Origin of the sequence: Streptococcus symci (assembly GCF_006385165.1) — a bacterium.
Taxonomy (GTDB): Bacteria; Bacillota; Bacilli; order Lactobacillales; family Streptococcaceae; genus Streptococcus; species Streptococcus symci.
In genome coordinates this window covers 187,799-203,187 of sequence record NZ_VFJA01000002.1, presented here as the reverse complement: position 1 = coordinate 203,187, position 15,389 = coordinate 187,799, and the positions used below count along the sequence as shown (strand labels likewise).

At 38.2% G+C, this 15,389-nt stretch carries 12 protein-coding genes; all 12 read left to right on the top strand.

Going from position 1 to position 15,389, the window contains the following annotated elements; genetic code table 11:
- Positions 1 to 35 precede the first annotated feature (35 nt).
- The 12 genes from FJN11_RS05640 to alaS all read left to right on the top strand — a co-directional run bounded on the left by FJN11_RS05640 (position 36) and on the right by alaS (position 15,333).
- On the top strand, positions 36 to 1,193 hold the full coding sequence (locus tag FJN11_RS05640) for an ABC transporter ATP-binding protein (protein ID WP_000742895.1): 1,158 nt from the start codon (positions 36 to 38) through the stop codon (positions 1,191 to 1,193).
- Positions 1,174 to 1,980, top strand: a complete 807-nt coding sequence (locus tag FJN11_RS05635) for an ABC transporter permease (RefSeq protein ID WP_000753801.1) — start codon at positions 1,174 to 1,176, stop codon at positions 1,978 to 1,980. The genes FJN11_RS05640 and FJN11_RS05635 overlap by 20 nt, the downstream gene beginning before the upstream one ends.
- The gene (locus tag FJN11_RS05630) at positions 1,977 to 2,750 is read left to right on the top strand and encodes an ABC transporter permease (RefSeq protein WP_000712740.1); all 774 of its coding nucleotides are present in this window, start codon (positions 1,977 to 1,979) and stop codon (positions 2,748 to 2,750) included. The genes FJN11_RS05635 and FJN11_RS05630 overlap by 4 nt, the downstream gene beginning before the upstream one ends.
- Positions 2,747 to 3,817, top strand: coding sequence for an ABC transporter substrate-binding protein (locus tag FJN11_RS05625; RefSeq protein WP_140224270.1), 1,071 nt, complete (start codon positions 2,747 to 2,749; stop codon positions 3,815 to 3,817). The genes FJN11_RS05630 and FJN11_RS05625 overlap by 4 nt, the downstream gene beginning before the upstream one ends.
- A gap of 261 nt (positions 3,818 to 4,078) precedes the next feature.
- On the top strand, positions 4,079 to 4,231 hold the full coding sequence (locus FJN11_RS05620) for a helix-turn-helix domain-containing protein (protein WP_080978383.1): 153 nt from the start codon (positions 4,079 to 4,081) through the stop codon (positions 4,229 to 4,231).
- Positions 4,232 to 6,409: a type I restriction-modification system subunit M gene (locus tag FJN11_RS05615; RefSeq protein WP_140224269.1), complete on the top strand. Its 2,178-nt coding sequence runs from the start codon at positions 4,232 to 4,234 to the stop codon at positions 6,407 to 6,409. It begins immediately after the preceding gene.
- Entirely contained in the window at positions 6,402 to 7,754 is a 1,353-nt protein-coding gene (locus FJN11_RS05610) for a restriction endonuclease subunit S (RefSeq protein ID WP_049552457.1), read from the top strand. The genes FJN11_RS05615 and FJN11_RS05610 overlap by 8 nt, the downstream gene beginning before the upstream one ends.
- 12 nt (positions 7,755 to 7,766) lie before the next feature.
- Positions 7,767 to 10,673, top strand: a complete 2,907-nt coding sequence (locus FJN11_RS05605; RefSeq protein ID WP_140224268.1) for a type I restriction endonuclease subunit R — start codon at positions 7,767 to 7,769, stop codon at positions 10,671 to 10,673.
- A gap of 48 nt (positions 10,674 to 10,721) precedes the next feature.
- The gene (locus FJN11_RS05600; protein ID WP_049552455.1) at positions 10,722 to 11,288 is read left to right on the top strand and encodes a hypothetical protein; all 567 of its coding nucleotides are present in this window, start codon (positions 10,722 to 10,724) and stop codon (positions 11,286 to 11,288) included.
- Positions 11,289 to 11,682: 394 nt separating this feature from the next.
- Positions 11,683 to 11,934, top strand: coding sequence for a hypothetical protein (locus FJN11_RS10815; protein ID WP_004259830.1), 252 nt, complete (start codon positions 11,683 to 11,685; stop codon positions 11,932 to 11,934).
- A gap of 273 nt (positions 11,935 to 12,207) precedes the next feature.
- A complete protein-coding gene (locus FJN11_RS05590; RefSeq protein WP_140224267.1) occupies positions 12,208 to 12,693 on the top strand; it encodes an LURP-one-related/scramblase family protein in 486 nt (161 codons plus the stop codon).
- A gap of 21 nt (positions 12,694 to 12,714) precedes the next feature.
- On the top strand, positions 12,715 to 15,333 hold the full coding sequence (alaS, locus tag FJN11_RS05585) for an alanine--tRNA ligase (protein ID WP_140224266.1): 2,619 nt from the start codon (positions 12,715 to 12,717) through the stop codon (positions 15,331 to 15,333).
- Positions 15,334 to 15,389 lie beyond the last annotated feature (56 nt).

The following is a 15,389-nucleotide window of genomic DNA, read 5'->3' as shown; positions in this document are numbered from 1 at the left end:
CTGTTAATCTATGAAAAAGAAGGAATAAATGACAATTGAAAAAACCAATTATTGAATTCAAAAACGTCTCTAAAGTTTTTGAAGACAGCAACACCAAGGTTCTCAAAGACATCAACTTTGAGTTGGAAGAAGGAAAATTCTACACTCTTTTAGGCGCATCTGGTTCAGGGAAATCAACTATCCTAAACATTATTGCAGGGTTATTGGATGCGACGACAGGAGATATTTTGCTGGATGGTGTCCGTATCAATGACATCCCAACCAACAAGCGAGATGTCCATACGGTCTTCCAATCCTATGCCTTGTTTCCACATATGAATGTGTTTGAAAATGTTGCCTTTCCGCTCCGCTTGCGCAAGATTGACAAGAAAGAAATCGAGAAACGCGTAGCGGAAGTTCTCAAGATGGTTCAGTTGGAAGGTTATGAAAAACGTTCCATTCGTAAACTCTCAGGAGGACAACGCCAGCGTGTGGCTATTGCCCGTGCCATCATCAACCAACCCCGTGTGGTTTTGTTGGACGAGCCTTTATCAGCGCTAGACTTGAAATTAAGAACAGATATGCAGTATGAACTACGTGAACTGCAACAACGATTGGGAATCACCTTTGTCTTTGTCACTCACGATCAGGAAGAAGCCCTGGCTATGAGTGACTGGATTTTTGTCATGAATGATGGCGAGATTGTCCAGTCTGGAACTCCTGTGGATATCTACGATGAGCCAATCAACCACTTTGTTGCTACCTTTATCGGCGAGTCAAACATCTTGCCAGGTACCATGATTGAGGACTACTTGGTTGAGTTTAACGGCAAACGCTTTGAAGCGGTCGATGGTGGGATGAAGCCAAATGAACCAGTCGAAGTCGTGATTCGTCCAGAGGACTTGCGGATTACCCTTCCTGAAGAAGGCAAGCTCCAAGTTAAGGTCGATACCCAGCTCTTCCGTGGAGTGCACTATGAAATTATCGCCTATGACGAACTTGGAAATGAATGGATGATCCACTCGACTCGTAAGGCCATTGTGGGTGAGGAAATTGGTCTGGACTTTGAACCAGAAGACATCCACATCATGCGCCTTAACGAAACTGAAGAAGAGTTCGATGCTCGTATCGAAGAATACGTGGAAATTGAAGAGCAAGAAGCAGGTCTGATCAATGCAATCGAGGAGGAGAGAGATGAAGAAAACAAGCTCTAAACTCTTTGTAGTGCCCTACATGCTTTGGATTGCCCTCTTTGTCCTGGCACCCTTGGTCTTGATTTTCGGTCAATCCTTTTTCAATATCGAAGGCCAGTTTAGCTTAGAAAACTATAAATCTTACTTTGCGTCACAAAACTTGACCTACCTCAAAATGAGCTTTAACTCCGTGCTTTATGCAGGAATTGTGACCTTTGTAACCTTGCTTATCAGCTATCCAACAGCCCTCTTTTTGACCCGTCTCAAGCACCGTCAACTTTGGCTCATGCTGATTATCCTGCCTACCTGGATCAATTTGCTCCTTAAAGCCTATGCCTTTATCGGAATTTTTGGTCAAAATGGCTCTATTAACCAATTTTTGGAATTCATCGGAATCGGTTCACAACAGTTGCTCTTTACCGATTTCTCCTTTATCTTTGTCGCAAGCTACATCGAGCTTCCCTTTATGATTTTGCCGATTTTCAATGTCTTGGACGATATGGACAACAATCTTATCAATGCCAGTTATGATCTCGGTGCGACCAAGTGGGAGACCTTCCGTCATGTCATCTTTCCTCTATCTATGAATGGGGTGCGAAGTGGGGTTCAGTCCGTCTTTATCCCAAGCTTGAGCCTCTTCATGCTGACCCGTTTGATTGGTGGGAACCGCGTTATCACCTTGGGGACGGCTATTGAACAGAATTTCCTAACCAATGACAACTACGGTATGGGTTCAACTATCGGTGTGATTCTCATTCTGACCATGTTCATCACCATGTGGGTGACCAAGGAAAGGAGAGAACGATGAAAAAATTTGCCAACCTTTATCTGGGACTGGTCTTTCTTGTCCTCTACCTGCCGATTTTTTACCTGATTGGTTATGCCTTTAACGCAGGCAACGACATGAACAGCTTTACAGGCTTTAGCCTGAGCCATTTTAAAACCATGTTTGGCGATGGTCGTCTCATGTTGATTGTGACCCAGACCTTTTTCTTGGCCTTCCTGTCAGCCTTGATTGCGACCATTATCGGGACTTTTGGTGCCATTTACATCTACCAGTCTCGTAAGAAATACCAAGAAGCCTTTCTATCACTCAATAATATCCTCATGGTTGCGCCTGATGTTATGATTGGTGCTAGCTTCTTGATTCTCTTTACCCAACTCAAGTTTTCACTTGGCTTTTTGACTGTCTTATCTAGTCATGTGGCTTTCTCCATTCCTATCGTGGTCTTGATGGTCTTGCCACGTCTCAAAGAAATGAACGGTGACATGATTCATGCGGCCTATGACCTTGGTGCCAGTCAATTTCAGATGTTTAAGGAAATCATGCTTCCTTACCTGACACCGTCTATCATTGCAGGTTACTTCATGGCCTTCACCTATTCGCTAGATGACTTTGCTGTGACCTTCTTTGTAACGGGAAATGGCTTTTCAACCCTATCGGTCGAGATTTACTCTCGTGCTCGCAAGGGGATTTCGCTAGAGATCAATGCCCTGTCTGCCCTTGTCTTTCTCTTTAGTATTATCCTAGTTGTTGGCTATTACTTTATCTCACGTGAGAAGGAGGAGCAAGCATGAAAAAACTCTATTCATTTTTAGCAGGAATTGTAGCCATTATCCTCGTCTTGTGGGGAATTGCGACTCATCTAGATAGTAAAATCAATAGCCGAGATAGTCAAAAATTGGTTATCTACAACTGGGGAGACTATATCGATCCAGAACTCTTGGAGCAATTCACAGAAGAGACAGGCATTCAAGTCCAATACGAGACCTTTGACTCCAACGAAGCCATGTATACCAAGATCAAGCAGGGTGGAACGACCTACGATATTGCCATTCCTAGTGAATACATGATTAACAAGATGAAGGACGAAGACCTCTTGGTTCCGCTTGATTATTCAAAACTTGAAGGTCTTGAAAATATCGGACCGGAGTTCCTCAACCAGTCCTTTGACCCAGGCAATAAATTCTCCATCCCTTACTTCTGGGGAACACTGGGAATTGTCTATAATGAAACCATGGTAGAGGAAGCGCCTGAGCATTGGGATGACCTCTGGAAGCCAGAGTATAAGAACTCTATCATGCTTTTTGATGGGGCGCGTGAGGTACTGGGACTGGGACTCAATTCCCTCGGCTACAGCCTCAACTCCAAGGATACCCAGCAGTTAGAAGAGACAGTGGACAAGCTCTACAAGTTGACTCCAAATATCAAGGCTATTGTGGCGGACGAGATGAAGGGCTACATGATTCAGAATAACGCTGCAATCGGTGTGACCTTCTCTGGCGAAGCTAGTCAAATGCTAGAAAAAAATGAAAACTTACGCTATGTGGTACCGACAGAAGCCAGCAACCTTTGGTTTGACAATATGGTCATTCCCAAAACCGTCAAAAACCAAGATGCAGCCTATTCCTTTATAAACTTTATGTTGAAACCTGAAAATGCTCTCAAAAATGCGGAGTATGTCGGCTATTCAACACCAAACCTACCAGCTAAGGAATTACTCCCAGAGGAGAAAAAAGAAGATAAAGCCTTCTATCCAGATGCTGAAACCATGAAACACCTAGAAGTTTATGAAAAATTTGACCATAAATGGACAGGAAAATATAGCGACCTCTTCCTACAGTTTAAAATGTATCGGAAGTAGGAGTAGAACGTAAGAAAACGAATCAGTTAGAGCTGGTTCGTTTTTTTGAAAAAATAGAAATCATGGTATAATAGTTTTAGGCTGAGAGTTATTAGAATTGTTTATAGCATCTCTGAAAATTTAATTCTAAAGGAGTTCAAAATGAGCCAGACTACGCAAATGCATATATATATATATATAACCTAATAAAAAAATGTAAAAAATATAGACTGAAACCTACTGAAAATCCAGTAGGCTTTTTGCGTTTCTTGGAGGTATCTAATGGCTAAAACTAGAATCTCACCAACAACTATTTCAAAAATGGTAAAAGGGGAAGCTGTTTCTCCAGTAGTTATTGGAAAAATTTGTAGGGAACTAGACAGTGATATTGGAGATATCATTACGATTGAAAAATTTAATTTGGAGGATAATTAAATGGATAGTTCATATAATGCATTGGAGTACAATAAACTTGTTAGTTTCATCTGGTCTGTTGCAGATGATTGTTTGCGAGATGTCTACGTTCGAGGGAAATACCGTGATGTTATTCTTCCCATGACTGTTATTCGCCGTTTTGATACTATTATCGAAAAAGAAAAAGCGAATATTATGAAAGTTAAAGAGACAGCAGAACAAGAAGGGTGGGATGTTGAAAAAACATTGGCAACAGCTGTGAACTTGCCATTCTACAATACATCACAATTTCAGCTGAAAGATTTAAAACACGAAACAAACCGTCAAAATCTTAAGAAAAATTTTGAGGAATATTTGAATGGGTTCTCAGAAAACGTAAAGGAAATCTTACAAAAGTTTGACTTCAATAATCAGCTAACTAAGATGACAGAAGCAGGCATCCTAGGTTCTGTCATTGAAAAATTTACATCATCAGAGTTAAATCTTAGTCCTTATGATGAGTTGAATTCGCAAGGTGAAGTGATAAAAAAAGGGTTAGATAACCATGCTATGGGAACACTTTTTGAAGAGTTGATTCGTAAGTTTAATGAGGAAAATAACGAAGAAGCTGGGGAGCACTTTACTCCTCGTGATGTTATTGAATTGATGGCTGACATCGCTGTTGTACCGATTCTTGATAAGTTGAAAGATGGGACATATTCTATCTATGATGGAGCCTGTGGAACACTTGGAATGGCTACAGTAGCAGAGGAAAAACTTCAGACTTTTGCTCAAGAAACAGGCAAGTCTCTATCGATTCACATGTTCGGACAAGAGGTCAATCCAGAAACTTATGCCATCTCTAAAGCCGACTTGCTGATCAAGGGTGGGGACACCAATGCAAATAAAGTTTTCTATGGCTCAACCCTATCTTACGACCAAACTTCGGGTGAGCATTTTGACTTTATGCTATCCAATCCACCTTATGGGAAGAACTGGAAAACAGATCTCACTATCTTGGGTGGAGGAACAGACGATAAATCTAAAAAAAGTGTGATGGATTCACGTTTTGTCAAATCTTACAAAGAACAAGCAGACTTCCGTATGCTTCCAGATGTCAGTGATGGACAGTTGCTATTCTTATTGAATAATATCGCTAAGATGAAAGAGACAGCGTTAGGATCTCGCATTCTCGAAGTACATAACGGTTCAGCCCTTTTTACAGGTGATGCAGGCAGTGGGGCGAGTAATGCTCGTCGCTATATGATTGAAGAAGATCTTATCGAAGCTATTATTCAGTTACCAGAGAACATATTCTATAACACACCAATTACAACGCATATCTGGATTCTCAGCAATCGTAAAGAAGAAAAGCGTAAAGGAAAAATCCAATTAATCGATGCCAGCAGTATTAAGACTTCCTTACGGAAGAACCTTGGTAAGAAAAACTGTGAACTCTCAGAAGAGAATCGTCAGTTCATTCTTGATGAATACCTCAATTTTCAAGAAAGCGAGTATTCAAAAATATTCAATAACGAAGACTTCGGTTACTACAAGGTGACAGTGGAACGCCCACTTAGACAAGCTGTTCTTTTCAATCAAACTAACCTTCAACAATTAGAAGCGACATTAACAGCCGTCGGTGCCTTAGAAGGAAACCTTGATAAATCTAAATTATCCAATAGTGGACTTAAAGACACGAAAGCTGCTCTTTTAGAACTCAAAAAAACTGAGAACATCAAAGCCTACTTGGCTGTATTACAATCTTTTGGGCAAGAGGAACTCTACCTTGACTTTTCAACATTTGTGAAGAACTTTAATAAGGCTCTTAAAGCCTATAATATCAAAGGTGCAAACTTTGCAAAAGCATTATCAATAGGGATGTTAGATAATATCATTGTTAAAGATGAAAATGCGGAGTTGCAAACAGATAGTAAAGGGAATGTTATCATTGATACAAATTTAACTGATACAGAAAACATACCGATGACTTATAAAGGGGGTATCGATGCCTTTATCGCCCAAGAAGTACTACCTTATCATCCAGATGCTTTTGTCAATAAAGAAAAGACACAAATTGGTTATGAGATAAACTTCACCAAGTACTTCTACAAGCCAAAACAATTAGAAAGCGTCGAAACCATTGTTGCTCGAATCAAAGAGTTAGAAAAACAATCAGATGGCATGATGGCAAGCGTTTTGGAGGGGTTATATGAATAGGTACGAACGGTATAAGAAAGTTGACCTACCTTGGCTGGAGAAAGTTCCTGAACATTGGGATTATGGTTCCTTAAAACGTATTTCCAATTACAAAACAGGAAATAGTATAAAAGATGATGAAAAAAGGAAATATTCATCAAACGAAAATTCAAGAAAATTTATTACAACTGCGGATATTAATGCAATAAATATGAGTATTGTCCATAGCTCTAATATTTTTGTCCCTTATAACGATACACGATTTAAAGTCAGTGCTCCTGGTTCTACTCTTGTGTGTATTGAAGGTGGAAGTGGTGGAAGAAAAGTAGCTTTCTCAACTGAAGAAGTAACATTTGGAAATAAATTATGTTCAATAAAAACTTATGAACAGTGTGATAAATTTATTTATTACGTCATACGTTCAGAATCTTTTAATACTTTTTATTCTATGTTTACTAATGGAGATCGTAATGGAGTTTCGTTGAATAATATTGGTAAATATGTACTTCCTATACCATCTTTTGATGAACAGAAGAAAATTGTAGAATACCTAGATTGGAAAATTAATGAGATTGATCAATTGATTGCTTTGGAAACGGAAAAAATAGAAAGGTTATTAGAATGGGAAAAAGTAAAGATAGAAGAAATAATATTTAATAATTCTAATGACAGTAGCCTCTCAGATTGGTATGACAATATTCCTCGAAATTCGATAGAGATAAAAATTAAAAATATTTTTAAACTAAGAGATGAGAGAAATCATTTAACAGAAAATGAAGTCGAACTACTTTCTTTGTACTCTAAGATCGGAGTTATAAGAAATAAGGATGTAAAGAAGACTGCAGGGAATAAAAACACAACTGTAGAAAATTATAAAAACGTTTGCGAACAGGATATTGTTGTAAATATTATGTTGTGTTGGATGGGAGCGATTGGAGTGTCTAGATATAATGGAGTCACAAGTCCAGCTTATGATGTGTATAAACCAGATTTAACAAAAGTTGTCCCAGAATACTATCATTATCTTTTTAGAACTAATAAATTTAAGTCAGAATTGTATAAGAACGGCAAAGGGATTGTATTAATGAAATGGCGTGTATATTCTGAAAAATTTTGTAATATTGTAGTTCCATTACCAGAAATTGAAGAACAAAGAAGGGTATTAAATCTAATAAAAAAGATTGGTATCGCTGTTGAAGATTGTAATGAGACAATATATCAAGTAATTTCAAATCTGGAATCTCTTAAAACCTCCCTTATATCAGAGGTAGTGACCGGTAAGATAGACGTCCGTAACGTTGTTATTCCATCTTATGAAAAAGTGGACATTGATGTCTCAACAGATGAGGAAGAAATAAAAGAATAGGAGGTACTTTTTATGGGAATACGGGATACAAAAATGGAAGAAGAGTTAGAAACCAATATCATTGAATATCTTGTGGAGAAGAACGGGTATATCTATATTGATAATAATGAGATGAAAGGTGCTTATAATCGGCAGTATGCTTTTGATGAAGTGAGGCTGTTAGAATTTATTCAGAAATCACAACCAAGTGAGTATGAGATTTTATCTCTTGATACACCAGTAGGTAAGGATAAGTTTCTCAAGCAACTCGATTTTAAAATTCGTAAGGAAGGAATTGTATCTATCCTTAAAAATGGAATTAAGTGTTACCCTTCATCAGGGACGATTATCTTTTATCATGCGTTAGACCCTAAGAGACTAAGCTCATATGAAGAGTTTAAAACTAATATTTTTGCCGTTACTAACCAACTGACTTATTCTGACAGGAATCGAGGGTTGGAGTTGGATTTAGCGATTATGATCAATGGTTTGCCGATTATGACAATGGAGCTTAAGAGTCGTGCCTCTAGCTCAGGGTGGACATATAAAGACGCTGAAGAACAATACAAGAATGACCGTGATGCTAAGGAAACATTATTTACCTTTAAACGATGTATGGCTCATTTTGCAGTTGATGAGAATTTCATCAGCTTTACGACTAGGATAGATGGCAAAAATACTCGTTTCATGCCTTTTAATAAGGGAACAGAAACTGGAGGCTCTGGGAATCCTATCAATCTATCAGGGACTATGACAGACTATCTTTGGAAAGAGTTCTTGAAGAAAGAGACATTGACCAGTCTGATTCGTGATTTCGCTTATATTTCAGTGGATAAAGTTAAACATACTGAGGCATTGATTTTTCCACGTTATCATCAGTATCGGGCAGTAACTCGTTTGGTAGAGGATGTAAAAGAGCATGGTGTTGGGAACCGTTATTTGATTCAACATAGTGCTGGCAGTGGAAAGAGTAATTCCATCACATGGCTTGCTTATCGTCTTGTAGAAGTGAGCTACAATGATAAGAAGGCTTTTGATTCTGTGATTGTTGTGACAGACCGATTGAATTTGGATAAGCAAATTGAAGCGAATATTCGTAAGTTTATTGATGAGAAGAGTATTGTTGGTCATGCTAATTCATCGACAGATTTGAAAAACTTATTGACAGATGGTAAAAAAATCATTATTACTACTGTACAAAAGTTTCCTTATCTCCTAGAGAAGATTGGAACAGACTTACAAGGAAGAAACTTTGCGATTATCATTGATGAAGCTCATTCTTCTCAAAGTGGTAAAGCTGCTGCTTCTCTCAATATGGCAGTCTCAGGAGGCCGTTCGACAGATGATAAAGATATGGAGGATCATTTGAATGAACTCATTGAAGCAAGAAAAATGCCTGAGAATGCTAGCTTCTTTGCCTTTACAGCAACTCCAAAAGCTAAAACAATTGAAATGTTTGGCAGTGTCTTTGACCTCTACTCTATGAAACAAGCGATTGAAGAAGGTTTTATCTTAGATGTTTTAAAGAACTATACGCATTATGAAAACTATTATAAGGTCTATAAAACTATAGAAAGCAATCCTGATTTTGATAAAAAGAAATCTCAATATAAAATCAGAAACTATGTTGAGGGGCAAGAGTTTCCAATTCGAGAAAAAGCGGAAGTAATGGTTAATCATTTTTTGACTTCGGTCGCTTCAAAAATAAATGGAAAAGCAAAAGCGATGATTATAACGCAGAGTATTCTTCGTGCTATTGAGTACTATAATATTATTAGCGATATATTGAAACGTTCAAACACTGGTTTTGAGGCAGTAATTGCTTTTTCAGGAGAAAAAGAGTACAAAGGTAAGGTCGTTACAGAAACAAGCCTGAATGGATTTTCAGATAAAGAAACACCAGAACGATTCAAAGAAGATAAGTATAAATTCTTGATTGTTGCGGATAAATATCAAACAGGATATGATGAGCCACTTCTTCATACTATGTATGTTGACAAGGTGTTAAATGATGTAAAGGCTGTTCAAACATTATCTCGTCTGAATAGAAGTGCTAAATATAAAATTGACACATGTGTGATCGACTTTGCAAACAAACCAGAACATATTCAAGAAGCCTTCCAACCTTATTATCGTGAAACAAAATTGGAAGAAGAAACAGATCCAAACAAACTTAATAATCTGTTAGGTATACTTGATGGAATGTATGTTTATGAAGAGGATGAAGTAGATACAGTAGTGGAACTTTTCTTAGAAAATAGTTCAAGAAGTAAGATTGATCATATCATTGATAGTGTTGTTGAACGATATGTTGCATTAACTGAGGAAGAGCAAGTAGCGTTCAAGAGTGGAGTTAAATCGTTCATTAGAACCTACAATTTTATAGCTTCTATTCTTTCTATTGGTCAAGTGGAATGGGAAAAGAAAGTTATTTTTTTTGAGCAGTTAATTCATCGGCTGCCAACACCTAAAGGTAAGGATTTTTCACAGGGGATCTTGGATTCTATTGACTTGGAAAGCTACCGTCTGGAAAAGAAAACAACGATGGCGATCATTTTAGAGGATGAAGATGGAACTGTTGAAGGATTAGGTATCGGTACAGGAAGAAAAGGACGATTAGAACTAGATTCACTTGAAAATATCATTACGACTTTTAATGATGTCTATGGTAATATCAAATGGAAAGATAAGGACAATGTCGCTCGTCAAATTAAAGAATTACCAGATATGGTTATGAAAAATGAAAAGTTTAGAAATGCTTTAAAAAATTCAGATTTAGAAAATATTAAACGGGAGTATGAAACAGCATTAAGTGATGTCTTTCGAATAATCATGTGGGATAATATGCAATTATTTGGGGAATGGACAAATAATTCTGATTTCAGTGAATGGCTGAGTGGTATTATTTTTGATGAGATAATGAAGAAACAGAAAAGATAAGATGTATTGACAATATAGAAAACGATACAGGATAAGGATGGAGAAAAAATGAAACAAAAAGATTTTCAAACAATAATCAATAAAAATTTTAATAATATTCCAGATTCTCTCATTAATTTCAGTGATGTTAATGAATGTGAATTTTTAGCGGATAAATTATCATTTATGGGATATGGTCAAAATGCTGAAGGATATTTTAAACATGGAAATGTACCTAATCCATCACAAAAATTTCATCTCGCAGAAGCGTATTTTGAATATAAATTTAGCAAGATGAAAGACAAGGAGTGCTTTAAAGACTGCGAATTAGGTAGAATTCGATGTCCTCAGTTGATGTTGTGGATTGCAGAGATTGTACAAATACCAGAATCGGTTTTAAAAGATGCTTATAATTATATAGTTAAAGCTGAAGATGAATTATTTCATAAAAAAGGGATAAAGAAAGGCTTACTTGGAGCTGATAAGTATTGGGACACAATGAGACAAAATTCAAATATTACCCTTAGTGAATTTAAAACAAAACTTAAATACACAGAAATATGTAAAATCATTAAATCAGCAAATAATTGGGAAGAAATTATTTCAAATTGTCAAAAATTGGATTTCAAAAATTAGACTATATTTACCTTATTAAATAATATAGTGAGAAACGGTAATTATTATTTAAAAGTGGCTAATGAATTATAGAATATATATTTTCCCTCTCCAATCAAATATAGTACAATTCTTAAGTATAGAATTTCTCGAATTTCTTTTATAGAGGGATTTTGAAATGAAGTAAAACCCTTATTTATCAAACTAGGTCTTAAGAAAGATCGTAAAGATAGCCAGTTCTCAAAACGTTAAGAACCAGATACAATACAGCATTTATAACACTTCATGGTTCATACCGTGGGGTGTTTTTAAAATAGAAGGCAATTTTCGTAACGGTATCTTTTTCTATGATAGTTGCTTATTTTCTTTCCCAGTAGTATACTAAGTTTAACCTTACAGAAAGCGGTAATAAATAATGAAAATATCTACTTTTTTCAAAAAATTTTATTGGCCAACCTTTTTGATTGTTGACGAAACAATTATACTATTCCATTTAAAGGATGGTTTGGATCGACAATACCTAACAACTGATTCCATACATTTGGTGATAGGGTTCTTTATATTTGCAAATATTTTCGTAGCTATCTTTAACAATTCAAAACTTTGGGATAAAAGTTGGGATAAAAAGAGTGATAGCAGTAAGAAAAAATATATTCTGAAAAAGTAATCTGAGATGTAGGGAATGGGTTATTTAAATAGGAATCATTTCCAGTTGACGCAAGATTAAAAAAACGATATAATAAGAAAGTTGAGAATTGATTTTCAGTTGTCTTAGTCCAGAGAAGTGGCGGTGCTGCGAGCCATCTAAGCTAGGAATTCATGCTACTCAATCATACAATTGCATAAGAACAAGAGAATGACAAGTTCATTGAATGAAGGTGGTACCGCGGTTTTTCGCCCTTCGTGATATGAACTTGTCTTTTGATTTTTGGAGGTGTTGATGAAAACATTTCTTGTCAAACAAAAGTTTCGTCTTGGAGGCGAACGCTTCGCTATCAAGGATGACAGGGGAGAAATCGCCTATCAGGTAGAGGGATCATTTTTTAAGATTCCCAAAACTTTTACCATCTATGATGTTAATGGTGAACAAGTCAGTCAGATCAGTAAAGAAATCTTGACCTTGCTTCCTCGTTTTGAGATTCAGCTTCGGGATGGCTCAAGTTTTGTCATTCGTAAGAAGTTGACCTTCTGGCGAGATAAGTATGAGTTTGATAATCTAGGTCTTCGTATCGAGGGCAATATCTGGGATTTGAATTTCAAATTGCTGGATGATCGCGATCAGCTGATTGCGGAAATCAGGAAAGAACTCTTTCATCTGACCTCTACCTATACCGTAACGGTTCTTGAGGACGCTTATGCAGACCTAGTTATTTCCCTCTGTGTCGCGATTGACTATGTGGAAATGCTGGAAAGCCAATCACATTAAACAAGTAAATAAGGAGACAATATGAAACAACTATCTAGTGCACAAGTACGCCAAATGTGGCTTGATTTCTGGGCGACCAAAGGTCACTCAGTAGAACCATCAGTGAGCTTGGTTCCTGTAAATGACCCAACTCTTTTGTGGATCAACTCTGGGGTAGCAACCCTTAAGAAATACTTTGACGGGACCATTATCCCTGAAAATCCGCGTATTACCAATGCGCAAAAGGCTATCCGTACCAACGATATTGAAAACGTAGGGAAGACTGCACGTCACCATACTATGTTTGAAATGTTGGGGAACTTTTCTATCGGGGATTACTTCCGTGACGAAGCTATCACTTGGGCTTATGAGCTTTTGACAAGCCCAGAATGGTTTGATTTCCCAGCGGAAAAACTTTACATGACTTACTATCCAGACGATAAAGATTCATACAACCGCTGGATTGAAGTAGGAGTGGATCCAAGCCACTTGATTCCAATCGAGGACAACTTCTGGGAAATCGGTGCTGGACCTTCTGGACCTGATACAGAAATCTTCTTTGACCGTGGAGAAGCTTTTGACCCAGAAAATATTGGTATTCGTCTTCTTGCAGAAGATATTGAGAACGACCGCTATATCGAAATCTGGAACATCGTTTTGTCACAATTTAACGCAGACCCTGCTGTTCCTCGTAGTGAGTACAAGGAATTGCCACACAAGAACATTGATACGGGCGCTGGTTTGGAGCGTTTGGTGGCAGTTATCCAAGGAGCTAAGACAAACTTTGAAACAGACCTCTTCATGCCAATCATTCGTGAAGTGGAGAAATTGTCTGGTAAGGTCTACGACCAAGATGGCGACAACATGAGCTTCAAGGTTATCGCTGACCATATCCGTTCTCTTTCATTTGCCATCGGTGATGGTGCCCTTCCAGGAAATGAAGGTCGTGGTTATGTCCTTCGTCGTCTTCTCCGTCGTGCTTCTATGCATGGTCAAAAATTGGGGATCAACGAGCCTTTCCTTTACAAACTCGTTCCAACTGTTGGAAAAATCATGGAAAGCTACTACCCAGAAGTGCTTGAGAAACGTGACTTTATTGAGAAAATCGTTAAGAGCGAAGAAGAATCATTTGCCCGTACCCTTCACTCAGGTCAACACTTTGCCCAAGGCATCGTAGCAGACTTGAAAGAAAAAGGTCAATCTGTCATTGCTGGTTCAGATGTCTTCAAACTTTATGACACTTATGGATTCCCAGTTGAATTAACAGAAGAAATCGCTGAAGAAGCTGGTATGACTGTGGACCGTGAAGGTTTTGAAGCAGCCATGAAAGAACAGCAAGAACGTGCGCGTGCGTCAGCTGTCAAGGGTGGCTCAATGGGTATGCAAAATGAAACCCTTCAAAACATCACTGTAGAAAGTGTCTTCAACTATAATGCTAGCCAATTGTCTTCTAAATTGGTGGCTATCGTGGCTGACAATGTAGAAGTAGAAGCTGTATCAGAAGGAACTGCCTCTCTTATCTTTGCGGAAACGCCATTCTACGCTGAAATGGGTGGACAGGTAGCTGACCATGGACAAATCTTGGATGAGTCAGGTAAGGTTGTAGCTACTGTGACAAATGTTCAAAAAGCACCAAACGGACAAGCTCTTCATACAGTTGAAGTCCTTGCACCGCTTGCCTTGAACCAAGAATATACCTTGGCAATTGATAGCAATCGTCGTCACCGTGTCATGAAAAACCACACTGCGACTCACCTGCTTCACGCTGCCCTTCACAATATCCTTGGAAACCACGCAACACAAGCAGGATCACTTAACGAAGTCGAATTCCTTCGCTTTGACTTTACGCATTTCCAAGCAGTAACTGCTGAAGAATTGCGTGCGATTGAACAGCAAGTTAACGAAAAAATCTGGGAAGCCATTGCTGTAGAAACTGTTGAAACGGATATTGACACTGCCAAAGAAATGGGTGCTATGGCCCTTTTTGGTGAGAAATACGGCAAGGAAGTCCGTGTTGTCACTATCGGTGACTACTCTATCGAGCTTTGTGGTGGTACCCACGTTGGCAACACTTCTGAGATTGGTCTCTTCAAGATTGTCAAAGAAGAAGGTATCGGATCAGGAACTCGTCGTATCTTGGCAGTGACTGGTAAGGAAGCCTTTGAAGCTTACCGTGAACAAGAAGATGCTCTTAAAGCAGTCGCAGCAACCTTGAAAGCACCTCAAGTCAAGGAAGTACCTCACAAGGTAGAAGGACTTCAAGAACAACTTCGTCAATTGCAAAAAGAAAATGCTGAGTTGAAAGAAAAAGCCGCAGCTGCAGCCGCAGGAGACATCTTCAAGGACGTTAAAGAAGTCAATGGTCACCGTTACATTGCTAGTCAAGTTTCTGTATCAGATGCAGGTGCCCTTCGTACCTTTGCGGACAACTGGAAACAAAAAGACTACTCTGATCTTCTTGTCCTAGTTGCTGCTATCGGTGACAAAGTCAATGTCCTTGTAGCAAGTAAGATAAAAGACCTTCATGCAGGAAACCTTGTCAAAGAATTAGCACCAATCGTCGATGGACGTGGTGGTGGTAAACCAGATATGGCCATGGCAGGAGGAAGCAACCAAGCTAAAATCCAAGAATTGTTGGATGCAGTAGCAGGTAAATTGTAATCAAGTAAAGATCTATCCATTTGGGTAGGTCTTTTTGTGAATGCAAAAAAGCCAAA

Bases quoted from the DNA above. Each gene is read 5' to 3' on its own strand.
- FJN11_RS05635 (WP_000753801.1), top strand. From the start codon at position 1,174: ATGAAGAAAACAAGCTCTAAACTCTTTGTAGTGCCCTACATGCTTTGG.
- FJN11_RS05630 (WP_000712740.1), top strand. From the start codon at position 1,977: ATGAAAAAATTTGCCAACCTTTATCTGGGACTGGTCTTTCTTGTCCTC.
- FJN11_RS05625 (WP_140224270.1), top strand. From the start codon at position 2,747: ATGAAAAAACTCTATTCATTTTTAGCAGGAATTGTAGCCATTATCCTC.
- FJN11_RS05620 (WP_080978383.1), top strand. From the start codon at position 4,079: ATGGCTAAAACTAGAATCTCACCAACAACTATTTCAAAAATGGTAAAA.
- FJN11_RS05615 (WP_140224269.1), top strand. From the start codon at position 4,232: ATGGATAGTTCATATAATGCATTGGAGTACAATAAACTTGTTAGTTTC.
- FJN11_RS05610 (WP_049552457.1), top strand. From the start codon at position 6,402: ATGAATAGGTACGAACGGTATAAGAAAGTTGACCTACCTTGGCTGGAG.
- FJN11_RS05605 (WP_140224268.1), top strand. From the start codon at position 7,767: ATGGGAATACGGGATACAAAAATGGAAGAAGAGTTAGAAACCAATATC.
- FJN11_RS05600 (WP_049552455.1), top strand. From the start codon at position 10,722: ATGAAACAAAAAGATTTTCAAACAATAATCAATAAAAATTTTAATAAT.
- FJN11_RS10815 (WP_004259830.1), top strand. From the start codon at position 11,683: ATGAAAATATCTACTTTTTTCAAAAAATTTTATTGGCCAACCTTTTTG.
- FJN11_RS05590 (WP_140224267.1), top strand. From the start codon at position 12,208: ATGAAAACATTTCTTGTCAAACAAAAGTTTCGTCTTGGAGGCGAACGC.
- alaS (WP_140224266.1), top strand. From the start codon at position 12,715: ATGAAACAACTATCTAGTGCACAAGTACGCCAAATGTGGCTTGATTTC.